Source organism: Mangrovactinospora gilvigrisea (assembly GCF_001879105.1).
In the GTDB taxonomy this organism is placed as follows: Bacteria; Actinomycetota; Actinomycetes; order Streptomycetales; family Streptomycetaceae; genus Mangrovactinospora; species Mangrovactinospora gilvigrisea.
In genome coordinates this window covers 15,061-37,813 of record NZ_MLCF01000128.1, presented here as the reverse complement: position 1 = coordinate 37,813, position 22,753 = coordinate 15,061, and the positions used below count along the sequence as shown (strand labels likewise).

Annotated in this window: 19 protein-coding genes; 3 read left to right on the top strand and 16 right to left on the bottom strand. The window is 73.7% G+C overall.

From position 1 onward, the window contains the following. Positions 1-82 precede the first annotated feature (82 nt). The 5 genes from shc to hpnC form a co-directional block, all read right to left on the bottom strand. The gene (shc, locus tag BIV57_RS19945; protein WP_071658229.1) at positions 83-2,110 is read right to left on the bottom strand and encodes a squalene--hopene cyclase; all 2,028 of its coding nucleotides are present in this window, start codon (positions 2,108-2,110) and stop codon (positions 83-85) included. A gap of 4 nt (positions 2,111-2,114) precedes the next feature. After that, positions 2,115-3,146 (bottom strand): polyprenyl synthetase family protein, encoded by a 1,032-nt coding sequence (locus BIV57_RS19940; RefSeq protein WP_071658228.1) that lies wholly within the window; start codon positions 3,144-3,146, stop codon positions 2,115-2,117. A gap of 65 nt (positions 3,147-3,211) precedes the next feature. Continuing rightward, a complete protein-coding gene (gene hpnE / locus BIV57_RS19935; RefSeq protein WP_071658227.1) occupies positions 3,212-4,732 on the bottom strand; it encodes a hydroxysqualene dehydroxylase HpnE in 1,521 nt (506 codons plus the stop codon). Continuing rightward, positions 4,732-5,601, bottom strand: coding sequence for a presqualene diphosphate synthase HpnD (hpnD, locus tag BIV57_RS19930; protein ID WP_107409640.1), 870 nt, complete (start codon positions 5,599-5,601; stop codon positions 4,732-4,734). Before hpnD ends, hpnE begins: the two co-directional genes overlap by 1 nt. 20 nt (positions 5,602-5,621) lie before the next feature. Next, positions 5,622-6,587, bottom strand: a complete 966-nt coding sequence (hpnC, locus tag BIV57_RS19925) for a squalene synthase HpnC (protein WP_071658225.1) — start codon at positions 6,585-6,587, stop codon at positions 5,622-5,624. 466 nt (positions 6,588-7,053) lie between these two features. Between hpnC and BIV57_RS19920 the strand changes: the two genes are divergently transcribed. Next, positions 7,054-7,281, top strand: a complete 228-nt coding sequence (locus BIV57_RS19920; protein ID WP_071658224.1) for a Rieske (2Fe-2S) protein — start codon at positions 7,054-7,056, stop codon at positions 7,279-7,281. Positions 7,282-7,387: 106 nt separating this feature from the next. On the opposite strand, the gene BIV57_RS19915 is transcribed toward BIV57_RS19920, so the two are convergent. The 7 genes from BIV57_RS19915 to BIV57_RS19885 form a co-directional block, all read right to left on the bottom strand. Beyond that, complete coding sequence (locus BIV57_RS19915) at positions 7,388-8,170, bottom strand: ABC transporter ATP-binding protein (protein ID WP_071658239.1); 783 nt, start codon at positions 8,168-8,170, stop codon at positions 7,388-7,390. Between the two features lie 133 nt (positions 8,171-8,303). Beyond that, positions 8,304-9,209, bottom strand: a complete 906-nt coding sequence (locus BIV57_RS19910) for an ABC transporter permease (RefSeq protein WP_175548807.1) — start codon at positions 9,207-9,209, stop codon at positions 8,304-8,306. 78 nt (positions 9,210-9,287) lie between these two features. Then, entirely contained in the window at positions 9,288-10,160 is an 873-nt protein-coding gene (locus BIV57_RS19905; RefSeq protein WP_071658237.1) for a glycosyltransferase family 2 protein, read from the bottom strand. A 99-nt stretch (positions 10,161-10,259) separates the two neighbouring features. Then, the gene (locus BIV57_RS19900) at positions 10,260-11,096 is read right to left on the bottom strand and encodes a CDP-alcohol phosphatidyltransferase family protein (RefSeq protein WP_071658223.1); all 837 of its coding nucleotides are present in this window, start codon (positions 11,094-11,096) and stop codon (positions 10,260-10,262) included. Then, a complete protein-coding gene (locus BIV57_RS19895) occupies positions 11,038-12,120 on the bottom strand; it encodes an iron-containing alcohol dehydrogenase family protein (RefSeq protein WP_071658222.1) in 1,083 nt (360 codons plus the stop codon). The genes BIV57_RS19900 and BIV57_RS19895 overlap by 59 nt, the downstream gene beginning before the upstream one ends. Next, positions 12,108-12,845, bottom strand: a complete 738-nt coding sequence (locus BIV57_RS19890) for a phosphocholine cytidylyltransferase family protein (RefSeq protein WP_071658221.1) — start codon at positions 12,843-12,845, stop codon at positions 12,108-12,110. Before BIV57_RS19890 ends, BIV57_RS19895 begins: the two co-directional genes overlap by 13 nt. Before the next feature lie 121 nt (positions 12,846-12,966). Next, positions 12,967-14,775, bottom strand: coding sequence for a DUF5941 domain-containing protein (locus BIV57_RS19885; protein ID WP_071658220.1), 1,809 nt, complete (start codon positions 14,773-14,775; stop codon positions 12,967-12,969). Between the two features lie 265 nt (positions 14,776-15,040). Between BIV57_RS19885 and BIV57_RS19880 the strand changes: the two genes are divergently transcribed. Beyond that, positions 15,041-15,979, top strand: coding sequence for a cation diffusion facilitator family transporter (locus BIV57_RS19880; RefSeq protein ID WP_071658219.1), 939 nt, complete (start codon positions 15,041-15,043; stop codon positions 15,977-15,979). Between the two features lie 18 nt (positions 15,980-15,997). Here BIV57_RS19880 and BIV57_RS19875 read toward each other — a convergent pair whose 3' ends face one another. Continuing rightward, entirely contained in the window at positions 15,998-16,855 is an 858-nt protein-coding gene (locus BIV57_RS19875) for an ABC transporter permease (RefSeq protein ID WP_071658218.1), read from the bottom strand. Positions 16,856-16,981: 126 nt separating this feature from the next. Between BIV57_RS19875 and BIV57_RS19870 the strand changes: the two genes are divergently transcribed. After that, on the top strand, positions 16,982-17,614 hold the full coding sequence (locus tag BIV57_RS19870; protein WP_071658217.1) for a TetR/AcrR family transcriptional regulator: 633 nt from the start codon (positions 16,982-16,984) through the stop codon (positions 17,612-17,614). Here BIV57_RS19870 and BIV57_RS25400 read toward each other — a convergent pair. The 3 genes from BIV57_RS25400 to BIV57_RS19860 all read right to left on the bottom strand — a co-directional run bounded on the left by BIV57_RS25400 (position 17,586) and on the right by BIV57_RS19860 (position 22,520). Next, on the bottom strand, positions 17,586-17,747 hold the full coding sequence (locus tag BIV57_RS25400; RefSeq protein ID WP_175548806.1) for a hypothetical protein: 162 nt from the start codon (positions 17,745-17,747) through the stop codon (positions 17,586-17,588). The two genes, BIV57_RS19870 and BIV57_RS25400, sit on opposite strands and share 29 nt — an antisense overlap. Before the next feature lie 142 nt (positions 17,748-17,889). Then, positions 17,890-20,211, bottom strand: a complete 2,322-nt coding sequence (locus BIV57_RS19865; protein ID WP_071658216.1) for a glycosyl hydrolase family 95 catalytic domain-containing protein — start codon at positions 20,209-20,211, stop codon at positions 17,890-17,892. Between the two features lie 41 nt (positions 20,212-20,252). Continuing rightward, the gene (locus BIV57_RS19860) at positions 20,253-22,520 is read right to left on the bottom strand and encodes a glycosyl hydrolase family 95 catalytic domain-containing protein (RefSeq protein WP_071658215.1); all 2,268 of its coding nucleotides are present in this window, start codon (positions 22,518-22,520) and stop codon (positions 20,253-20,255) included. Positions 22,521-22,753: the final 233 nt, after the last annotated feature.

Sequence of the window (22,753 nt, the reverse complement as noted above, 5' to 3'; positions counted from 1 at the left end):
GTTGCCGCCCCTTCGCCCCGGCGCCCCACCCGGACGGCTTCGCCGTCCGCCGGGGGCGCCGGGCGAGGGAGTGCCGCGGCCGTCAGGCCGCGGTGCGGACGGCCGGGGAGCCGGAGTGGGTGTCCGCCGGGCCGCCGTGGACGTAGCGGCCCAGCGCGGTGATGGGCCAGACCATCCGGTACAGGTGGTAGTTGATGGAGAAGTCCCAGGGGAAGCCGGTGCCGGTGAACTGCGGCTCGTCCCAGGAACCGTCCTCCTGCTGGGTGCGGCCCAGGTACTCCACGCCGCGCCGCACCGCCTCCGAATCGTCCTCGCCCGCCGCGAGCAGCGCCATCAGCGCCCACGCGGTCTGCGACGCGGTCGACTCGCCGCGGCCGGCCCACTCCGACGGGTCGTGGTAGGAGCGCAGGTCCTCGCCCCAGCCGCCGTCGGTGTTCTGGTGCTCCTCCAGCCAGGTGACGGAGCGCCGGATGGACGGGTGCGTCACCGGGATGCCGGCGGTGACCAGCGCGGGCACCACCGACCCCGTCCCGTAGATGTAGTTGACGCCCCAGCGCCCGAACCACGAGCCGTCCGGCTCCTGCTCGCGCAGCAGCCAGGCGACGCCGCGGCGCGTCCGGGGGTGACCGGAGAAGCCGAGGTCGGCGAGCATCTCCACCATGTGCGCGGTGACGTCCGCGGACGGCGGGTCGATGACCTCGCCGAAGTCGCAGAACGGCAGCCGGTTGGGGAACCGGCTGGTGTTGTCGGCGTCGAAGGCGCCCCACGCCCCGTCCTTGGACTGCATGCCGGCGGCCCAGTTGGCGGCCCGCCGGATCGCCGCGTCCCGCCGCCGGTTGTCGGTGGTGTCGACGCGCCGCAGCGCGAGCACCACCTCGGCGGTGTCGTCCACGTCCGGGTAGTTGTCGTTCTGGAACTCGAAGGCGAAGCCGGAGGCGCCCAGCCGGGGCCGCTGCACGGCCCAGTCGCCGCGCTTGGCGACCTCCTCCTGGACCATCCAGTCGCCGGCCCTGACCAGCGCCGGGTGGTCGCGGGGCAGGCCGGCGTCGGCGAGCGCGACGACCGCGAGGCAGGTGTCCCAGACCGGCGACTGGCAGGCCTCGACCATCCGGGCGCCGCCGCGGCGGGCCACCGAGAAGTCGTCCAGCGCCTTCAGCCCGGCCCGCATCACCGGGTGGTCGATGTCGTAGCCCTCCAGGTAGAGGGCCATCAGCGAGTAGACCGCCGGGGGCTGGATGCCGCCGAAGCAGCCGTCGTTCTCCTGGCGTTCGATGATCCAGCGCACCGCCTGGTGCTTGGCCATCTTCCGCAGCCGCTTGGAGTGGTGCTTGTGGTAGACGTGCAGGATCTTGTCGAGCCGCTGGAAGACGCCCTCCCAGCTGGCCGCCGGGGCCGGCGGCGCGGGCTTGTACGGGTCCTCCGGGTCGGCGTGCAGCTCGTCGAGGCGGAACGGCGCCGGGCGGCGCGGCCGGCGCGAGCCGACCACGGTCAGCGGCACGATGGTCTGCCGCGCCCAGGAGGCGAACGAGTAGATGTTCAGCGGCATCCACTTGGGCAGGAACATGATCTCGGGCGGCATCTCGGGCAGCCGCTCCCACGGCCACCACCCGAAGAGGGCCAGCCAGATCCGGGTGAAGACGCGGGACTTGACGATCCCGCCCTGCTTGCGCACCCAGGCGGAGGCGGCGGCCATGTGCGGGGCCTCGGGGTCGTCCCCGGCGAGCCGGAGCGCCACATAGCCCTCGATGGTGGCCGACAGGTCGGACGGGCCGCCGTAGAAGGTGGCCCAGGTGCCGTCGTCCTGCTGCTGGGAGCGGACCCAGCGGGCCGCCGACTCGGTGCGCTCGGCGTCGCGGATGCCGAGGAACTCCCGGAGCAGGAGGTCCTCCGCGTCCATGGTGATGTTGGTCTCCAGGTCGCCCTTCCACCAGCCCTCGTCGCTCTGCCGGGCCAGCAGGTTGTCGGAGGCGGCGCGCAGGGTCTCGGCGGCGCGCTCGCGCACGGCGTCATCGCCGCCCCCGGGCCGGACGGCACCCTCGGCCGCGGCAGCAGCGGCGGGGTCGGCGACGGAGGAGCCGGCGGCGGGCTCTCTTTCGGGGCTGGGGGACATGCGGTCACTTCTTCCGTACGACGACGAATTCGGCGAGAGCGACGAAAGCGTTGCGGACCTCGGCGTCCATCGGGACGTCGTCGAGGGCCGTGAGGGCGGCGCGGTGGCGGCGCTCGGCCTCCTCCTGCGTCCAGGCGCGGCCGCCGGCGTCCTCGATCAGCCGGGCGCGCTCGGCGAGCTGCTCCTCCGTCTCCTCTCCGTCGGCAGGGGTGGCGAGGAGTCGGGCGAGGCGGTCGGAGGCGGGCCCGCCGGCGGCGAGCGCGGCCACCACGGGCAGCGACTTCTTGCGCTGCCGCAGGTCGCCCCAGGAGGGCTTGCCGGTGACGGCGGTGTCGCCCCAGATGCCGAGCAGGTCGTCGACGGCCTGGAAGGCGAGGCCGAGGTGCCAGCCGTAGCGCTCCAGGGCGTCGGCGTGCTCGTCGGGGGCGCCGCCGAGGACGGCGCCGATGGAGGCGGAGCAGGCCAGCAGGGCGCTGGTCTTGTTGCCCTCCATGGCGAGGCACTCCTCGACGGAGACCCGGTCGCGCTTCTCGAAGGAGAGGTCCTGGGCCTGACCGTCGATCAGCGCGCGGGTGGCGCGGGTGAGTCGGCGGATGGCGCGCAGCGCCTCGGGCCCGCCGCTCTCCACCAGCACCTCGTTGGCGAGCGCGAACATCGCGTCGCCGACCAGGATGGCCTGCTCGGGGCCGTGCACCTTCCAGACGGTGGCGCGGTGGTGGCGCTGCTCGTCCTCGTCCATCAGGTCGTCGTGCAGCAGCGAGAAGTTGTGCACCAGCTCCACAGCGACGGCGCCGGGTACGCCGGCCTTGGGGTCGGCTCCCGGCACCTGGGCGGAGAGCAGTGCCATGGCGGGTCTCAGGCCCTTGCCGGCGGCCCCGGTGGCCGGATTGCCCTCGGCGTCGGTCCATCCGAAGTGGTAGGAGCCGACGATGTCCATCGGAGGTGCGAGCCGGCCGATGGCCTCCCGGAGGACGGGCGTGGTCAGGGAGCGGCCGCGCTCCAGGATCGCGCTCACATCAACCTGTCCAACGCTCACGGCGCCTCCTTCTTCCTTCGTGCCATTCGCTGTCCGGCCAGTCTGATGGGTACCGGTGGCGCCGATCACCGGACCACACCCGATTTCCGGGTCGGCTCAGGGGTGTCTCCCCCGTACGGCCCATCCTGGGAACCGTCCGCGACCGCCTCGCGATTCCTCAACTCAGGTCGCAATTCGATCTCGGGGACACCGAGTCCGAGCAGCGTGCCGCGGGCGGCCCGCAGTCCGCTGCGCACCGCGCCCTCCATGGTGGCGGGCCAGCCGGTGGCGGTCCATGCCCCGGCCAGGTGAAGGCCGGTCAGCCGGGTTGCCTGGGTGGGGCGCAGGGCTCCGCTGCCGGGCGCCGGCGCGAAGGTGGCGGTGCGCTCCCGGGTGACGAAGAAGTCGAGCACACGTGCGCCGCGGGCGGCGGGCAGCACCCGCTGCAGCTCGGGCAGGAAGCGCTCGCGCAGCACGGAGACGGAGGCGTCGATCTCCTGGTCGGCGGCGGACTGGGAGAGCGCGATGTACTGGGCGCCGGGCCGATGGGCGATCAGACCGGAGTGCCGGGTGCGGTCGAAGATCCACTGGATGGGGCTGCCGAGGACGGCGAGGAAGGGCCGGCGGATCACCTGGCGGTCGTACACCGCATGAATGTTGATGATCGGCGAGTCGGCGAGCTTGTCGAGGCGGCCCGGGTCGTCGAGGGCGCCGTCCGGCAGCAGCGGCCGGGCCTCGGTCTGCGGGACGGCGAGGACCACGGCGTCCGCGGGCAGCTCCGCGCCGCCCGCGGCGACGGACCACTTCGGCCCGCCGCCCGGCACCGCCCGGACGCCGTCGACGCGGGTGCGCAGCCGGATCCCGACCCCGGCCGCCTCCAGCGCGGAGCGGGCCAGGTCGTGGTGGATGCGGCCGAGCGGGACGCGGGAGATGCCGATGTCGGAGGCGCCGGGGTCGGAGAGCAGCCCGGTCTTGAAGACCATCGCGGCGAGCGCCATCGAGGTGCGGTCGGCGGTGGCGTTGAGGGTGGCGACGCCCACCAGGTCCCACAGCGCCTCGACGGCGCGCGGGGATTGGCGCTGCTCGCGCAGCCAGTCGCCGAAGCTGCGCCGGTCCAGCTCGGGGTCGGCCGGGTCGAGGCCGCGCAGCGCGAGGGCGGCCTTGGCGGCCAAAGCCCGCTCGACGGGGCTCATGTGCGGGTAGCGGGCGAGGCTGCCGGCCAGGTGCAGCGGGACGGGCAGGCCGACGCGGCCGAGCCGCCCGTAGCGGAACTCCTCTGCGCCGGGCAGCCGTTGCACGCCCCCTTCCGCGGGACGCGCCGGGGGCACGGAGACCACCGGCACGTCCAGGCGGCGCTGGATGTCGACGTGCTCGGTGCCGCCGATCCGGTCCAGCAGGTCGCGGTAGGCGGTGCAGCAGCGCAGGAAGACATGCTGGCCGTTGTCGACGTCCAGGTCCCCGCGGCGGAAGGAGAAGGCGAGGCCGCCGAGCCGCGGCCGGCCCTCCAGCAGGGTGACGGCGACGCCCGACTGGGCGAGGGCGAGCGCGGCCGTGATGCCGGCGAGGCCCCCGCCCACCACCACCGCGCGCCGCGGCCCGCCGGTCATCAGGTCCGCCTTCCGGTGAGGCCCTTGACGGCGACAGAGGCCTTCTCCCACGGCGGCAGCGAGACCCGGCCGCGGAGCACGCTGCGCGGGTCGGCGGCGATCCGGGCGAGCAGCCGGTGGTAGATGCCGGCCATCGCGGAGACGCAGGCGGAGCTGCGCCAGTCGAGCATCGGGAGCAGCTTCAGGCCCTCGTCGAAGAGCGCCTGGGCGCGGCGGGCCTGAAAGGACATCAGCCCGTTGAAGTCGGCGCCGGCGGGCAGCGGGCCGGCGAACCCGGCCTCGCAGCCGAACTGCTCCAGCTCCTCGCGGGGCAGGTAGGTGCGGCCGTTGAGGGCGTCCTCGCGGACGTCCCGCATGATGTTGGTGAGCTGCAGGGCGAGGCCGAGGGTGTCGGCGAGCTCGGGCCCCTTCTTGGGGTCGCTGCAGCCGAAGACGCCGAGCGAGAGGCGTCCGATGGAGCCGGCGACGCACCGGCAGTAGAGCTTGAGCTCCTCGTAGGTCTCGTACTCCTGGCCGCGCACGTCCATCTCGACGCCGTCGACGAGCTCGCCGAACGCCTCCATCGGGATGGGGAAGCGGCGGGCGGCGTGCTGCAGGGCGACGGCGACCGGGTCGGTGTCCTCGGGCCGCACGGCGCGCTCGTCGACCCGCTCGATGAGGGTGCGGACCTCGCCGAGGCGGGCGAACTTGGTGTCGTTGTCGAGGGTGCCGTCCCCGATGTCGTCGACGCGGCGGGCGAGGGCGTAGACGGCGGACATGGCGCGCCGCTGCGCCGGGGGCAGCAGCTTGATTCCGTAGGCGAAGTTGCGGGCCTGTATGCCGGTGACGGCCTCGCAGTAGCGATAGGCCGCAACGACCTCGGGGGGCAGGGTGGTTGGCACTCCTCGGCTCACCTTCCTGGGTGGTTGGCGGTGCGTGGCCCCGGTTCTCCCGCGGACGAGGCCGTGCTGCGGGGGCGGCGGCGCCGCGGGGAGGGGGCGAGAAGCAGGGCCGCCTCGGCGGCGATCCGCTTCTTGTCGGCCTTGGGCGATGCTGCGAGGACGTCGTGGCCGGAGGCCTCGATGGCGCGCAGCTGGGCGCGGCCGCCGGCGACGAAGCCGGCGAGCAGCACCCGGAGCCGGCCGCGGACGGTGCCGACGAGCGGCTCGCCGCGGCGCAGCAGGTCGGTGGCGCGCGCGGTCTCATGGGCGATGAGCGCGCGGACGCGGGCGGGGGCGGCGGGCAGGGCCAGGTCCGCCTCGGTGACGCCGAACCGGGCCAGGTCGCCCTGCGGCAGGTAGACGCGGCCCACGGCGAGGTCCTCGGCGACGTCCTGGATGTGCTCGATCACCTGGAGCGCGCTGCACACCAGGTCGGAGAGGCGGCGCCGTTCGGGGGTGTGCACGTCGAAGAGGCGCAGCACCAGTTCGCCGACCGGGTTGGCGGACAGCTCGCAGTAGTCGAGCAGGGCGGGGAAGTCGGCGTAGCGGTGGACGGTCTGGTCCATCCGGTTGGCGCCGATCAGCCGCTTGAAGGGGTCGGCGGGGATGCCGTGGGCGCGGACGGTGCCGGCGAGGTCGCGCATCAGCGGGTGGCGGGGCCCGTCGCCGTCGGCGTAGATGCGGTCGAGGTCGCGATCGAGGGCGTCGAGGACTTCGATGCGGGTGCCGCCCTCCGCGCCGAGGACGGCCTCGTCCTGCCGGCCGGGGGGCAGGTCGCCGTCGCCGATGTCGTCGACGAGGCGGGCGAAGCCGTAGACGGCCATCACGTCCGCGCGCACGGCGGGGGGCAGGAAGAACGGGGCGACCGGAAAGTTCTCGGCGGACGCCTTGGCGAGGACGCCGTCCTCGGCGGGTGTGCAACTCTGCACGGTCATCGATCCGATCGACCTCCGCCACCGTTCAATATCCGCACAAAACCGGTCATTGTTGCCACGCTCGCTTCATCCCCCGTTCTACACCGAACACACCCTCCACCGATCCCGGCGCGCCCGTCCGGGACCCCCGCCGGACCGCCCCTCCAGAAGCATGTTCACTTCAACAGGCCATCCGGCCCGGCGATTCCGGCAGGGAACCGCACGCGCTCCCCCGCGCGTCACTCTCGCATCTTGCGCATCGTATAGCCGAGGCAAAAGCGCGGACGCGTCGGGATGGGGGACGAGGGCCGTTCGGCCCACGGTTCCGGACGATCACCCCTCCGTGCGGGGCACACCTGCCCGACGAACATCTGCCCGAACGTCACCACCTTCGGGCGAAAGCCACGTTCACGATGAATTTCGGTGCCGAAGCGCACAAACTGGGCATCACCCGCAAGAGAGCGCACCACCCCGAAGGGAGCGCACCATGGCTCACCCTCAGCAGGCGCAACGCACGGCCTGGGTCCAGATCCACACCGCGGGAGGCTGGCTCCCGGTCATCCCCTACGAGCAGTTGCCGCCGGGCCGCGTGATTTCGATGTCGGCGCTGGGCGAGGCGGTCGCGGTCCTCCGCGACCTCGCCGGAGCGGTGCGGGTCACCGCCCGGGATCCGTTCCGCGGCGGGGAGCGGGCGCTCGAGGCGCGCGTGCGCTGACGCCTCCGCCCCGGCACCCGCGATCGCCGATGGCGATCGGGCGGGGTGCCGGGGCGGAGGGGCGGCGAGCCGTGCGCCGCGCGAACTGCGGGACGAGCGGGAACCGCTACTTGCCGGACTCCTTCTCGTAGGCCTGGAGGACTTCCTCCGTCGGCCCGTCCATGATCAGCTTGCCCTTCTCCAGCCACAGCACCCGGTCGCAGACCTCGCGCACCGAGCGGTTGTTGTGGCTGACGAGGAAGACCGTCCCCGCCTCCTCGCGCAGCTCGCGGATCCGCTGCTCGCTGCGCTTCTGGAACTTCGCGTCGCCGGTCGCCAGCGCCTCGTCGATCATCAGCACGTCGTGCGTCTTCGCCGCCGCGATGGAGAACCGCAGCCGCGCCGCCATGCCGGAGGAGTACGTCCGCATCGGCAGCGAGATGAAGTCGCCCTTCTCGTTGATCCCGGAGAAGTCGACGATGTTCTCGTAGCGGTCCGCCACCTCCTTCGGCGTCATGCCCATCGCCAGGCCGCCGAGCACCACGTTCCGCTCGCCCGTCAGGTCGTTCATCAGGGCCGCGTTGACGCCCAGCAGCGAGGGCTGGCCGTGCGTGAAGACCGCGCCGCGCTCCGCCGGCAGCAGGCCGGCGATCGCCTTGAGCAGCGTCGACTTGCCCGAGCCGTTGGAGCCGATGATCCCGATCGACTCGCCCTTGTAGGCGGTGAAGGAGACGCCGCGCACCGCGTGCACCTCGCGCACGCCTGCCGCGCGGCGGCGCAGCATCAGCCGGCCCAGCGCCGAGGTCGCGCTGCCCTTGCCCGCCGAGGCGCCGTACACCTTGTAGACGATGTGCAGCTCGTCGCAGACGACCGTCGGCTCGGTGCCCACCTTGCGGTAGGGGCGGACGATCTCCCTGCCCGTCTCGTTGTCGACGGTGACCGTCACATAGCCGCCGCCCTCCTCGGGCGGCAGCTCGCGCACGAAGGTCTCCCAGCGCGGGCCCTCCGGGGCCACCGCCTCGGCCAGCAGATCAGTCGAGTTGTCAGCCACGTCCGTACTCCTCCTCCGCGCGCCAGAAGTAGATGAACCCGCCGATGCCGACGACCACGGCCCAGGCCACCGCCAGCAGCCACACATGGTGCGGCAGCTGGTTGGCGTGGAACGAGTCCAGCAGCGAGTAGCGGGCCAGGTCGATGTAGACCGCGGCCGGGTTCACCGCGAGCAGGATCTTCACCCACTCGGGCTTGCCGTGGCTGACGACCGTCAGGCTCCACATCACGCCGGACGTGTACATCCACGTCCGCAGGATGAAGGGCACCAGCTGCGCCATGTCCGTCACCTTGGCGCCCAGCCGGGCCACGATCAGCGACAGGCCGGTGTTGAAGACGAACTGCAGCACCAGCGCGGGGATCAGCAGCAGCCAGGTCAGCGTCGGCGGCTGCACCACCAGCACGATCGCGATCATCACCACGAGCGAGAAGAGCAGCTGCTGGAGCTGCTGCACGGTGGTGGAGATCGGCATGCACGCCCGCGGGAAGTGCAGCGCCCGGATCAGCCCCAGGTTGCTGGAGATCGACCGGGTGCCCTGCAGCACCGCCTGCTGCGTGAACGTGAAGATGAACACGCCGATGGACAGGTACTGGATGAAGTCCGGGATGTTGCGCTTGGTGCCCAGCAGCACACCGAACACGAAGTAGTAGACCAGGATGTTCAGCAGCGGCGTCAGCACCTGCCACAGCTGCCCCATCTTGGCGGTCGTGTACTGGGCCGTCAGCTTCGCCGTCGCGAACGAGACGATGAACTGGCGGCGCCGCCACAGCTGCTTGACATAGGTGACCAGCCCAGGACGGCGGCCGCTGACGGCGAGCGCGTACTTGTCCGCCAACTGTTTCGGGGTGAGCCCCCGGTCCTCGGGCGCGCCCTCGGGCGCTCCCGGGAGGGGGGGCATGTCGGTGACTGTTGACACGGTGTCCTCTGTGTCCTCGATGTCCTTGGCTGGGCTGGATGCGTCCATGGCGGCCGCCGGTCAGACGATGGGGGGCCGACCGAGGCGGGTCAGCCGCCACACGGTCCGCCACGACATGGGCCTGCGTTCCCCGCAAGGAGTGTTCCATCCTTCGCGGAATCCTCCGAACCAGGAGCGCAGCGCCTCGGGCGAGGGGCGGCGCGCCAGCGTCAGCGCCACCCAGACCCCCAGGTAGAGCGGGATCAGCGGGGCGGGCAGGTTGCGGCGTGCCAGCCAGACCCGGTTGCGCGCCACCATGCGGTGGTAGACGGCGTGCCGGGACGGCGGGGTCCTGGGGTGGAGCAGCACGATGTCGCCCCGGTACTCGATGTCCCAGCCGCGGTCCAGGGCCCGCCAGGCCAGGTCGGTCTCCTCGTGGGCGTAGAAGAACTCGCCGGGCAGCTCCCCCGCCTCGGCGAAGACCTTGGTGCGCACCGCGTTGGCGCCGCCCAGGAACGTCGTCACCCGGGAGGAGCGCAGCGGGTCCGAGGCGCGCAGCCGCGGCACGTGGCGCCGCTGGGTGGTGCCGGTCTCCGGGTCGGCGATCCGGAAGGTGACGATGCCGAGCCGGCCGTCCGCCTCGAACGCCCGGCGGACCTTCTGGGCCGCGTCGTCGTCCGGCAGCAGGCCGTCGTCGTCGAGGAAGAGGATCGCGTCGACCTCCCGGCCGCTGGGGCCGAACGCCTCGATGCCGACGTTCCGCCCGGCCGGGATGCCGAGGTTCTCGGGCAGCTCGATGCCGCGCACGCCGTCCGGCAGCGGAGGCAGCGGGGCGCCGTTGCCCACCACCACCGTCTCGACCGGGGCGCCCTGCTGCCTGGCCACCGACTCCAGCAGCGCGGTCAGCTCGGCCGGGCGGTTGCCCATGGTGAGCACCACCGCGCCCAGCCGCATCGGCACCGCCTCCGGCTCGCGCACCGCGGCCCCGCCCTCGCGGGGCACCGGCGCTACCGCCTCGCCCATCGGGAACACGCTCCCTTCCCTGTCACCGGCTCACCGGAGCCTGCTGGAGAACATGATGCTGGCCAGGTGGAGCGCCGTCTGGAGAACCGCGATGGCGCACACCACCACCACCAGCACCCGCTGCACCGTCAGGCCGCCGCCCACGAAGAGGTCGACGACCGCGACCACGACGATCACCAGGCTCGCCTCGATGCCGCCGATCAGGCGGTGGAACTGCAGCCCGGACGCCAGCCGGCGGGCCAGCGCCACCCCGCCGGAGCGGGGCACCGACGCCGACTCGCCGATCACCGGCATCCCGGCGGCGGCGCGGGCGACGTGCACCAGGTCCGTCTCGGACTTGATCAGGATCGCGCAGAGCGCGGCGCCCACCCCGAGCACCGCCCACCACGGCTCGGTCGCCCCGTGGCCCTGGCCGACGCCGGCGCAGCGCAGCCCGAAGCCGGCCAGCAGGCTGGCGTCGGCGAGGTAGGCGCCCACCCGATCCAGGTACACGCCCACCACGGACTTCTGGTTCCGCCAGCGGGCCAGCTCGCCGTCCATGCAGTCCAGCAGCAGGTACAGCTGCATCATGACGGCGCCCAGCACCGCCCCGGCGATCCCCGGCACCAGCAGCGCGGGACCGCTGAGCAGCCCGGCGACCGTCATGATCCAGGTGTAGTGATTGGGCGTCAGCCGCCCGTTCACCAGATGGCGGCTGATGCGGGAGGAGACGTCCCGCATGTACAGCCGGCCCGCCCAGTGCTCTCCGCTGCGGCGCTCCTTGAGGCCGGGCGGGTGGGCGACCGCGCGGTACTCGGCGAGCGTCGGCTTACGCGGTCGTGAGTTCTGCACTGGACCGGAGGGTTGCGAGGTAGTCGGTGTAGGCATCCCGGATGGCGTCCTGGTCGAGGTCGAGGTGTTCGAGGATGGTGTAGCGCCCCGGACGGGTCCGCGGCGCGAACTCCACCGCGCGGACGAACTCGTCGAGGGTGAAGCCCAGCTGCTCGGCCGTCACCGGCAGCCCGTGGCGCGCCAGGCAGCCGGCCATGCGCAGGCTCAGCGCGTGCTCGCCGCGCAGATGGGTGGCGAACGCCGCGCCCAGCCCGCACTCCTCGCCGTGCGAGGTGGCGCGCTGCGGGAAGAGCTGCACCAGCGCGTGGGAGATCTCGTGGCAGGCGCCCGAGGAGGGCCGCGAGCTGCCGGCGATCGACATGGAGATCCCGGACATCACCAGCGCCTCGGCGAGCGAGGTGAGGAAGGCGTCGTCGGCGGGGCTGCCGGGGTGGTTGAGTATGGCCTCCCCGGCGTTGCGGGCCATGGCGAAGGCGAGGCCGTCGACCTGCTCCCCCGTCACCCGGTGGGAGAGCTCCCAGTCGGCGCAGGCCGAGATGTTCGACACCACGTCGCCGATGCCGCCGCGGACGAACCGCGCGGGCGCCTGGCGGATCACGTCCAGGTCGATGACGACGGCCGCCGGGGTGGGCACCCCGTAGGAGCCGCGGCCCGCGTCGTTGTCCAGGGTGCTGACGGGCGAGCAGATCCCGTCGTGGGCGAGGTTGGTGGCGACCGAGACGACGGAGACGCCGACCCGCGCCGCGGCGTACTTCGCCACGTCGATGATCTTGCCGCCGCCGAGGCCCACCAGGACCTCGTAGTGGCCCGAGCGGATCGAGTCGGCGAGCTGGACGGCGTCGTCGAGGGTGCCGCCGCACACCTCGTACCAGTCGGCGGCGGGCAGCCGCGGCTCCAGCCGCTCGCGCAGGCCCGCGCCCGAGCCGGCGCTGTAGGCCACCGCGAACCGGCCGCTGGTGGCGACGCGCTGGTCGGCGAGGATGCCGGCCAGCTCGTCCAGCGCCCCGGCGCGGATGTCGATGCCCACCGGTGCGGGCAGCAGTCGGGTCAGAGCCGGCACGCGATCTCCCGACCCCGTGCCAGGTCCTCGTGGTTGTCGATCTCCACCCACGGGACGTCGCCGATCTCGGCGGTGTGCACGGTGGTGCCGCGGTCCACCAGCTCCTGGTAGCCGTCCTCGTAGTACAGCTGCGGGTCGCGCTCGAAGGTGGTCTTCAGCGCGTCGGCGAGGCCGGCGGCGGCGGACGGCTCGATGAGGGTGACGCCGATGTACTCGCCGGTGGCCTCGGCCGGGTCCATCAGCTTGGTGATGCGGCGCACGCCGGCCTCCGGCTCGGCGATCACCTTCATCTCCTCGTCGGCGAGGCTCTTGACGGTGTCCAGCGCCAGGATGATGCTGCGGTCGCCCCCGCGGGCGGCGAGCAGCGTCTTCTCCACGGAGACGGGGTGGACGGTGTCGCCGTTGGCGAGGATGACGCCCTCGGCGATGACGTCCCGCGCGCACCACAGGGAGTAGGCGTTGTTCCACTCCTCGGCCTTGTCGTTGCGGACCAGCCGCAGCTTGACGCCGTACTGCCGCTCCAGCTTCTCGCGCCGCTCCTCGACGGCCTCGGCGCGGTAGCCGACGACGACGGCGGCCTCGGCGAGGCCCACCTCGGCGAAGTTGCGGAGCGTCAGGTCCAGGACGGTGCGCTCCCCATCGACCGGCACCAGCGCCTTGGGCAGGGTGTCGGTGTAGGGGCGCAGACGCCGCCCGGCGCCGGCGGCCAGCACGAGGCCGATCATGAGATGTCTCCTGTGTCATAGCCTTCGCCCCGCAGGGGCGCGGGACTGCTGTCGAACATGCGGCTCCGCCGCGTGGGCGCGAGTGAGTACAGCGGACGAGTCGCCCGGCAACGGTCGCACATCACGCGGCCTCACCCGCCTCGTCATGCACCGCGGGCGCTTCCGCCGAGATCCAGAAGCGAATGGACTCGGTCACGACCACCGCCGCGACCACCGCCGCCACGAGCGTGAACGCGAGCTCCAGCGATCCCGCGGGGCGCACCGCCGCGGCGAGGACGGTGAGAAGAACCACGCGGCCCTCCTGCCCGCCGACACCCCGGCGCAGGGCCGCGGAGGGGGCCCCCGCGCCGCCGCGGATCCGGTACACCGTGTCGTAGTGATGGTAGGCGACCGCCGCCACCAGCCCGAACGCCGCGGGCAGCACCCGGTCGGAACCGGACGCCCCGGACGGCACCGCCAGCGCCGCGAGCAGCAGCACCGTCAGGTACTCGCCGGCCCGGAAGAACGGCGGGACGAGCCAGTCCAGCGGGCCGCGCAGCGGACGCGCGGTCGCCGCCCCGGCGCACAGGGCGTAGAGCACGGCGGGGGCCAGCGACCACCAGTGGCCGGCCCCGCCGAAGAGCAGCGCCCCCAGCTGGACGGCGACCGCGAAGAGCGCGATCAGCGGCGCCGCCAGGACCGGCGCGTCGGCGAGCGCCCCGCGCAGCACCCGGGCCACCGCGTCGGCGATCGGCCCGTTGTCGGCGAGCTCCCGCACCGCCCGCGCCGCCGCCTCGGAGCGGCGCGCGCGCCGCCGCGCGACGGAGCGCAGCAGCCGGCCCGCGGTGGTGTAGCAGGCCGCGAGGCCGCACGCGATCAGGAGCACGACCAGCGTGATGCGCGGGGTGGTGCACGCCGTCAGCACGGCGATCAGCGCCCAGCGCTCGCCGATCGGGAGGACCACGATGCGCCGCGCCCAGACCGTCCAGCCGGCGGCGTCCAGCCGGTCGGAGATGCCCGCGGTGGGGCTGTCGTTGGTGGCGCTGTCCGCGTACGCCTCGTTGTAGGAGAAGTCGACGACGTGCCGGCAGGTCTGCAGGATCATCGCGCCCAGTGCCAGCGCCCACACCCGGTCGCCGCCGGCGCTGATCGCCCCGACCGCCAGGCCCGCGTAGAAGACGTACTCCTTGGCGCGGTCGAAGGTGGCGTCCAGCCAGGCGCCGAGCTTGGAGTACTTCAGCGCGTAGCGGGCCAGCTGGCCGTCGGTGCAGTCCAGCACGAAGGAGGCGAGCAGCAGCACGCCCGCGGCGACGAAGCCGATCCGGGTGCCGGTCGCGGCGCACAGCGCGGCGATCACGGCCACCGCCAGGGAGGCGGTGGTGACCTGGTTGGGCGTCAGGCCGCGCCGGGCGCACCAGCGGGCGATGTAGCGGGAGTAGGGGCTGACGCAGAAGGTGGTGAAGAACCCGTCGCGGGACTTCACGGCCCGGCGCAGCCGCACCGCCTCGTCGTCGACGGCGGCGATCGCCGCCTCCGCGGCGGCCTGCTCGGCGCCGTTCCGCGGCACGGCCGCGACCAGCTCGCCCAGTTCGGGCTCGACGGGCGCGACGCCGGCCGAGGCGAGCTCCGCGGCGAGCACGTCCGGATCGGCGAGGCCGCCGGGGGCGGCGCGCACGGCGGCGTCCAGCGCCGCGCGGGCGGGCCCGTCGACGGTGAGCACGCCGGGGACGTGCACCGCGTCGAAGCGGGGGTCGATCAGGGCGAGCCGCAGGGCATGCGGATGGCCGGTGAAGCGGGCGTCGATGACGGCGACCCGCTCACCCGGGGGGACGTCCGCGAGGGCCGCGGCCAGCTCGGAGCGCCCCGAGCCGGGCGGCAGCGGCAGGCTGCTGAACCCGAACTGCGCGGTGTCCGGCCCCGGCCCGGGGCCGACGACGATGGCGGTCGACAGACGAACTCACTCCCTGAAGTGCTGGCGCACGGCTGGTGACGGGCTTTCATGACCTCAAGTCAGCGGCAAAGGATATCGGCATCCGGAACGGCGCTCGCCGCGGGGCGGACCGGTGCCCGATCCGTCCTCATCGTCTCCTCCTCGGGCCGCGTTGTTGGGAATGGTTACAACATTCATTGTTCATTTGCGAATGAACAGTCATCGGTGTTCACTGGAGGTCGTTTGCGAACGCCGACGATCTCGATCGCCTGGGGAGGCGCGCGGTATGGGTGCCGGGCACGACCACGGACACGACCACGGAGCGGGGCTGCGCACCGCCGCCGCCGCGCATCGCGGGCGGCTGCGCACGGTCCTCGCCATCACCTGCGCGATCATGCTCGTCGAGGTGGTCGGCGGGCTGGCCACCGGCTCGCTGGGGCTGCTCGCGGACGCCGGGCACATGGCCGCCGACGCGCTGGGCGTGGCCACCGCGCTGCTCGCCGTCCACCTGGCGAACAAGCCGGCCACCGCCCGCCGCACCTTCGGCCTGGCCCGCGCGGAGGTGCTCGCCGCGGTCGGCAACGCGCTGCTGCTCTTCGTGCTCGCCGGGGTGATCCTGTGGCAGGCCGTGGCGCGGTTCGCCGCCCCGCCCGAGGTCGGCGCCGGCCCGGCCGCGGCGTTCGCGCTGCTGGCGGTCGCCGGCAACAGCGTCTCGCTGATGCTGCTGCGCCGCGGGCAGGCGGAGAGCCTCAACGTCCGGGGCGCCTTCCTGGAGGTGCTCTCCGACGCGCTGGGCGCGGCGGCCGTGGTGGTCTCGTCCGCGGTGATCTGGGCCACCGGCTGGTACCGCGCGGACGCGGTCGCCTCGGTGCTCATCGCGGTGATGATCCTGCCGCGCACCTGGAAGCTGCTGCGCCGCGGGCTGGACGTCCTGCTGGAGAGCGTCCCCGAGGGCGTGGACATCACCGAGGTGCGGCGCCACCTGCTGGAGCACCCGCGCGTCGCCGACGTCCACGACCTGCACGCGTGGACGCTGACGTCGGGGCTGCCGGTGCTGTCGGCGCACGTCGTGGTGGACGACGACGAGGAGCTGGGGCGGGCGGAGCACGACCGGCTCCTGGACGAGCTGCAGCGGTGCCTGGGCGGGCACTTCGACCTGGACCACTCGACGTTGCAGCTGGAGCCGGCGGGGCATGCGGACCACGAGGCCTCGCGCTGCGGTTGAGGCCCGCCCGGGTGTCCGTCAGCCCTGGCCATAGGTGCCCTCCCCCTGCCAGAAGCCGAGGTAGCCGGCCGCGGCGGCGATCAACGCCCAGCCGAGGGCCAGCGCCCAGGCGTGCCCGGGCAGTCCGCGGGAGGCGGCCCGGCCGATGAGGGCACCGCGCACCAGGTTCATGTAGACCGCGGGCGGGTCCACCTCTATCGCGGTGCGCAGCAGCCGCGGCGCCCCCGCCGCGAGCCGGGTGAAGGTGTAGCCGACGCCCGACGCGTACGTCCACGCCCGCGCCACGAACGGCGCGAAGAGCGCCGCCTCGCCGGTGCGCGCCGAGATCCGCGCCGCGCCCAGCGCCAACCCGGCGTTGAAGACGGCCTGCAGCACCAGCGCGGGCAGCGCCCACAGCCAGCCGGCGTCCGGGCGGTGCCCGAACGCGACGAGCAGCAGCACGCCCACGCCGAGCGCGAGCAGCAGCTGACGCCCCGCCGCCAGCACCACGGCGAGCGGCAGGCAGGCGGTCGGGAAGCGGATCTCGCGCACCAGGTCGAGGTTGGCCCGCACGCAGCGCGTCCCGCCGAGCAGCGAGGCCTGGGTGAAGGTGAAGACGAACGCCCCGATGACGTCGAAGGCCACATAGGTGGCGCGGTCGGCGAAGCCGTTCGCCTCGCCGAGCAGCACCCCGTAGAGGAGGTAGGCGATCACCGCGTTGAGCAGCGGGGTGAGCAGCAGCCAGGCGCCGCCCAGCGTGGTGGGGGCGACGGGCACCGCGAGCCGGGCGCCGGCGAAGGCGGCGGTGAAGTGGCGGGCCCGCCACAGCCGCCCCGCGTAGACGGCGGGGCCGGGACGGGATCCGGCGCGGGCGAGGGCCGGCTGCACCATGCGCATGCGCCCTCCCTCCGCCCTCTCCGCGACGTCGCTACGGTCCCGTAGCGACGTGTCCGACGGGGTAGACCGTAGGCCATTTCCACGTCGGAACGCAACCGTATCGTCGTGGCCCGTTAGCATGGGCTCATGACAACCGGTCAGCAGAGGGCCCGCCGTGCGCCCGCGGGAGCCGCCGTGCTCCGCGAGGACGTCACCGAGGCGATCCGCGCGGCCACGTTCCAGGAGCTTGCGGCGGTCGGCTACGGGCGGCTGTCGATCGAGGCCGTGGCGCGCCGCGCCGGCGTCGGCAAGACGGCCGTCTACCGCCGCTGGAAGTCCAAGCTGCCGATGGTCATCGACGCGGTCTCGGAGATCGCCCGGATGGGGATGCCGGTGCCCGACACCGGGAGCCTCACCGGCGACCTGCGGCTGCTGCTCGGCTTCCTCAACTGGGCGCTGCGCCACAAGCTCGCCTCGCAGATCATCCCCGACCTGCTCGCCGAGGCGGCCCGCAATCCGGAGATCGCGGCGACGCTGGCGACGGCGCTGCGCGAGGCGCAGCGCGGCATCAGCGCGGTGGTCCTCAAGCATGCGCGGGAGCGCGGCGAGCTCGCCGGCGACCTGGACGCGGACGCCGCGCTGGACCTGGTGATCGGCCCGCTCTACTGGCGCGTGGCGGTGGTCCGCACGCCGCTGCCCGAGGGGCACCTGGACCGGCTGGCGTCCGCCTCGGCGGCGGCGCTGGCGGCACTCAGCGGCGGGCCACCACCGTCAGATTGACGCCGGCGCGGGAGTCCGCGCCGGCCGGCTGGGTGGCGGCGGCCCAGATGACGGCGAGCGCGAGCGCGAGCAGCGCGATGGCCGCTATGCGGCTCAGCACGGCCTTGCGGGAACGGCGCGGTTCTGTGGTCACGACCTCAGGTTGGCGTGCGCGGTTGAGAGACGTGTCGAGCGCCGGTGAGAAGTCGGTGAGAATCCCGTGGCCCCTGTTGGCCGCCCCTGCGCACCCGCGTGCCCCGTCAGGGGCGCGGGGAAGCGCGCGAGCGAGCACCGGCCTACGGCAGGCCCCACTGTGGCACGTCGGGGCCGGGGACGTTCCGCGGGGGCGTGCCGGGGCGGGGGCCGGCAGGATGGATCAGCGCCTCGCCGCCGGGTTCGAGGCGAAGCCGGATCAGCCGGCCGCCGAACGCCGGATCGGTGCCGGCCGGCTCCCACTCGGCGCCGTCGACCGCCAACTCGCCCTCGATGCCCGGGCGCAGCACGCACGGCGCGCCCCGCTCGCTGCGGACCCGCACCCACGCCGTGGCGCCCGCGCGGCGGTCCGCGTCGACGAGGAAGGCGCCCTGCATCCGCATCCCGGCGATCGACGCGTCCGGCCAGTCCGAGGGCAGCGCGGCGAACGGCCGGAGCACCCCGCCCCAGCTCTGGCCGACCAGGTCCAGCACCGACTGGGCGGCGCAGAACGGCGTCTCGATCGCCCCGTTGCCGCCCTCCCGGTAGAAGGTGTTCTCGGTGAGCACGGTGTTGCCGATCACCTCGCCGTCCAGCAGCCGCGTGAGGTAGCCGAGTCCCTCGTCGCCGGCGTCCATCGCGGCCAGCATCGAGCAGGCCGCGGCGAGGCTGTAGCCGTGCCAGGCGGACTGCATGGACGCCCAGTGGTCGAAGGTGCGGCGCATTGCCTCGCGGTCGCCGGCCGAGGCCCAGGTCTTCTCGAAGAGCGGGTAGAGCCACAGCAGGTGCGAGAAGTGCCGGTGGGAGTCGGCGAGCGGGACGTCCGCGCCGATCAGCACGCCCTGCTCGGGATCGGCGTGATAGGGCGTCAGCCGGTCGAGGATCGCCTGCCAGCGCTTGGCGTCCGGCTCGCCGTCCAACCCGAGGACCGCCGCGGACTCCAGCAGCGTCGCGCACCCCCAGCGCAGCAGCGAGAGGTCGTAGGTGCAGTCCTCGGCGTTCGCGTACTCCGGGGAGCGGGTGGTGGCGAGGTGCAGCAGGCCGTCCTCGCCCTCGGTGAGGAACTCGGCGTAGAAGTTGACGGCCCGGGTGAGCAGCGGGTGCAGCACCTCGCGGAGGATCGAGGCGTCCAGGGTGTGCCGGTAGGAGAGCCAGACGTTGTGCAGCGCCCAGATGAGGTTGCCGAAGTTGTCGGTGATGTGCGCCGTGCCGGGGACCCCGACGGTGTGCGCGCCGGGGCGCAGGCTGCGGTCGGAGGGGTGGGCGAGAGCGGCGAGGTCGGGGCGGTCGCGGTAGGGGGCGTCCAGCGACTGCGGGAGGTTGCCGGAGTGCTCGGCGAACGTCCGGGTGATCGCGTCGAGTTCGGCGGTGTGGTTGGAGCCGTGGATCGGCCAGTAGGCGACCTGGGCGTTGAGGTTCCACCAGACGGCCGTCCAGGGGTCCTTCCACGGGTACCACGGCCCCCACTCCGCGGTGACCGGGGCGTGCCGGCGGGTGGCGGCGGCGAGCTTGTAGACCTGGATCCAGTAGAAGCTCTGCACGGTCTTGTCGGGGACGGAGAGCCAGCTGCGCGTGAAGTAGCCGTTCCACCAGTGGCGGTGGCGGCGCACCAGCGCATCCGGGGTCTCGTTGAGCAGCCGCTGGACGGCGCCCTGCGCCTCGTCGGCGGCGCCGCCCTGGGGGTAGCGGTAGCGGACGGCGCAGGCCAGCACCTGGCTGCCGGACTCGTCGCCGCTGTCGGCGAGGCGCCAGGCGGTGGCGTAGTCGCCGCCGGCGGCGAGCGGCTGGCGGGTGAGGTCGACGCCCTCGCGGACGGTGCGCTCGGGGGCGGGGTTGGGGGTGTAGTCCGGGGGCCGGTTCTTGGTGCGGTCGGTGGCGGACGGCAGCGGATCGAAGCGCCAGGCGGCATCGCGCTCGCCGGCGCCGGGGCGGATCTCGACGAGCAGCGCGGCCTCGGCGTTGAGCGCCTGGGCGCGGAACTCGACGGAGCCGCGGGTGGTGGTGACGCTGCCGCGCAGCTCGGCGTCCCACAGGTCGAGGCGCCAGTCGACGGCGGTGATCTCGCCGTTGAACGTCCAGGCGAGGGAGCCGACCGGCAGCCGGGAGAGGCCGATGCCGGCCTCCCACTGGGGTCGCTGGTCCTGCACCTCGGAGTGGCCCAGCATCCAGGTGAGGGTGCGGGCGTCGTCGCCGGCGTAGAGCTGGACGCCGAGGAGGCCGTCGCCGAGGAACGGGCCCTGCCGCCAGTCGGCGGGCAGCCGGCGCCACAGCGGGTCGGCGGTGGCGAGCAGCGCGCGGTGCGGGTCCCCTCCGGAGGGGACGTCGGCGGCGGCCGGTCCGCCGCCCGCGGGCTCCGCCACCATGGCGGCCCCTCCCGCGACCGCCGCACCGAGTCCGAGCACCTCTCGTCGGGAGACCTCACTCATCGGATGTTCCCTCCTTGATCGGGCGGTGTGCTGACGGACGCTCAGGCGGGCAGGCCCCAGCGGGCGGCCGGGGCGCCGGGGGCGACCGGGCCGAGGGCGGTGGACGGGCGCGGTGTGCCCGCCGGGTGCACCAGCGCCTCCTCCCCCGCCGCAAGATGCAGCCGCAGATCCCCGTTGTCCAGGGTCTCGTGGGGCACGGTGCGGCCGTCCGCATCGCGCACCTCGACCGCGGCGCCCAGATCGCTGCGGAGCACGCAGGGCGCCCCCGCCTCGCTGCGGATCCGCATCCAGGCGGTGCGGCCGGCCCGCCGCTCGGCGGCGAGCAGGAAGGCGCCCTCGGTGCGGAAGTCCTGCAGCCGGACGTCGTCCCAGGCGGACGGGACCGCCGGGAAGAGGCGGAGCACCCCGCCCCAGGACTGGCAGACCATGTCCTGCAGCGAGCGCACCGCGGACAGCGGCGTCTCGATGACCGGACCGGACTCCTGGTACATGGTGTTGGGCTTGATGAACTCGGCGAGCAGCTGCTCCAGATAGCCCTGCGCGCGGTCGCCGTCCCCCATGCCCGCGGCGATCGAGGCGGCGCCGGTGAAGGTGTAGCCCTGCAGCGCGCCGGTGAAGCCCACCCAGTGCGCGAGGGACCGCTCGATGAGCGCGCGGTGCTCGGGCTGCTCCCAGGTCATCAGGTGCAGCGGGAAGATCATCAGCAGGTGCGAGTAGTGCCGGTGGGACGTGGCGAGCGGGGTGCCGGCCCCGATCATCAGACCGGTGCCGTCCACCGGGTAGGGGGTGAGGCGCTTGAGGGTGTCCTCCCAGGCGGCGGCCGACGGGTCGTCCACGCCCAGGACGCGGGCCGCGTCGAGGAGAGTGGCGCAGCCCCAGCGGATCAGCGCCAGGTCGTAGTTGACGTCGGTGGCGGTGCCGTACTCCGGCGAGTAGGTGAGCGGCAGGTGCAGGAAGCCGTCCGGGCCGGCGGCGAGGAACCGCAGGTAGTAGGCGACGCACCGGCGGAGCAGCGGGAAGACGGTGTCGCGCAGCAGGGCCTCGTCCATGGTGTGGCGGTACGTCAGCCAGACGTTGTGCAGCGCCCAGGCGAGGTTGCCGATCTCGGGGGTGGGGTCGGCCTCGCCGGGGACGCCGACGCCGTGGCCGGGGTCGGTGCCGTCGGTGGGCCCGCCGCCGGCGAGGTGGATGTCGGTGGTGCGGGGGAGGCCGGCGCCGTCCGCGCGGTAGGCGGGGGCGAGGGCGTCGCCGAGGCGGTCGGCGTGCTCGGCGAGGGCGCGGGTCAGGGAGTCGAGTTGGTCGATGTGGTTGCTGCCCTGGATGAGCCAGTACTCCAGCTGGACGTTGAGGTTCCACCAGGTGGCTGGCCACGGGGTGGGCTCCAGCCACGGTCCGCAGGTGGCCATGACGGGGCGGTCGCGGCGGGTGGCGGAGGCGGTCTTGTACAGCTGGATCCAGTAGAAGGCCTGCAGCCGGGCGTCGGGGACGGAGAGGAAGCTCTTCGGGTAGAACGCGTGCCACCAGGCGCGGTGCGCGGCTGTGTCGGCGTCGGCTTCGGCTTCGGCTTCGGCTTCGACGAGGGCGGCGGCCGCGGCGGGGTGGGCGTCGCCGGGGAAGGCGTGCGCGAGGCCGACGGCGAGGGTGGCGGTGCCGTCCGCCGCGACGGTCTGGCGCCAGGCGGTGGTGTGGCCGCCGCCGGCGAGCAGGTGCTGGACGGAGGCACCGCGGGCGTGGGCGGTGACCGCGAAGGACTGGTCGCCGTCGAGGACGGCGGGGTCGTTGCCGGTGTACCCGGTGGGGCGCGGGCGGGGGCTGTGCACGCGGGGGCTGATCGCCTCGGCGGCGGTCCAGGTCCAGGTGGCGGCGGACTCGCCGCGGCCCGGCGTGAGCCGGACGGTGAGGACGTCGCGCTCGGCGTGCACGAGGGCGCGGAGGCGGAGGATGCCGGCGGTGGTGGTGACGGTGCCGGTGAGCTCGGCGTTCCACAGGTCGAGGCGCCAGTCGAGGGCGGTGATGTCGCCGGCGGTGGTGAGGGTGAAGTGCCCGATGGGGAGGCGGGCGAGGCCCCACAGGGTGCCGAACCGGGGGCGGTGGTCCTGCACTTCGCTGTGCTGCACGTTGAAGCGGAGCCGGCGGATGGGCCTGTCCGCATTCGCGGGGTCCGCGGGTTCCGCGGGCTCTGCGTAGATGCCGGAGCCGAGGCCGCCATTGCCGAGGAACGGGCCCTCGTACCAGGTGGTCGGGATGCGCTGCCAGACCATGTCGGCATCGGCGAGGGCGCTGCGCCAGGGGGCGGTGTCCGCGGTCATGCGGAACCATACCTCGGATGTCTTCGGATGCACCAGGGCTCGGTGCAAACGCTTGCGGCGTGTGCGGTGACCTGTTCGCCGCCCCTTCGCCCCGGCGCTCCGGTCACCGAGGGGCGGGTGGGGTGCCGGGGCGAAGGGGCGGCGGCGGGGCCGGGAGGCGACGGCGACCCGCGGCCGCGTCGGGCGGGGGAACGCCCCGGCACCCCACCCAGGTCGGCTCGGTGGAAGGCGAC

Coding starts and splice junctions, on each gene's coding strand:
- hpnC (WP_071658225.1), bottom strand. CDS start 6,587: ATGACCGTGCAGAGTTGCACACCCGCCGAGGACGGCGTCCTCGCCAAG.
- BIV57_RS19890 (WP_071658221.1), bottom strand. CDS start 12,845: ATGATCGGCCTCGTGCTGGCCGCCGGCGCCGGGCGGCGTCTGCGCCCC.
- BIV57_RS19875 (WP_071658218.1), bottom strand. CDS start 16,855: ATGCGCATGGTGCAGCCGGCCCTCGCCCGCGCCGGATCCCGTCCCGGC.
- BIV57_RS19900 (WP_071658223.1), bottom strand. CDS start 11,096: ATGCCTACACCGACTACCTCGCAACCCTCCGGTCCAGTGCAGAACTCA.
- BIV57_RS19910 (WP_175548807.1), bottom strand. CDS start 9,209: ATGCCCCCCCTCCCGGGAGCGCCCGAGGGCGCGCCCGAGGACCGGGGG.
- BIV57_RS19865 (WP_071658216.1), bottom strand. CDS start 20,211: ATGAGTGAGGTCTCCCGACGAGAGGTGCTCGGACTCGGTGCGGCGGTC.
- shc (WP_071658229.1), bottom strand. CDS start 2,110: ATGTCCCCCAGCCCCGAAAGAGAGCCCGCCGCCGGCTCCTCCGTCGCC.
- BIV57_RS19920 (WP_071658224.1), top strand. CDS start 7,054: ATGGCTCACCCTCAGCAGGCGCAACGCACGGCCTGGGTCCAGATCCAC.
- BIV57_RS19860 (WP_071658215.1), bottom strand. CDS start 22,520: ATGACCGCGGACACCGCCCCCTGGCGCAGCGCCCTCGCCGATGCCGAC.
- BIV57_RS19905 (WP_071658237.1), bottom strand. CDS start 10,160: ATGCGGCTGGGCGCGGTGGTGCTCACCATGGGCAACCGCCCGGCCGAG.
- BIV57_RS19870 (WP_071658217.1), top strand. CDS start 16,982: ATGACAACCGGTCAGCAGAGGGCCCGCCGTGCGCCCGCGGGAGCCGCC.
- BIV57_RS19880 (WP_071658219.1), top strand. CDS start 15,041: ATGGGTGCCGGGCACGACCACGGACACGACCACGGAGCGGGGCTGCGC.
- hpnE (WP_071658227.1), bottom strand. CDS start 4,732: ATGACCGGCGGGCCGCGGCGCGCGGTGGTGGTGGGCGGGGGCCTCGCC.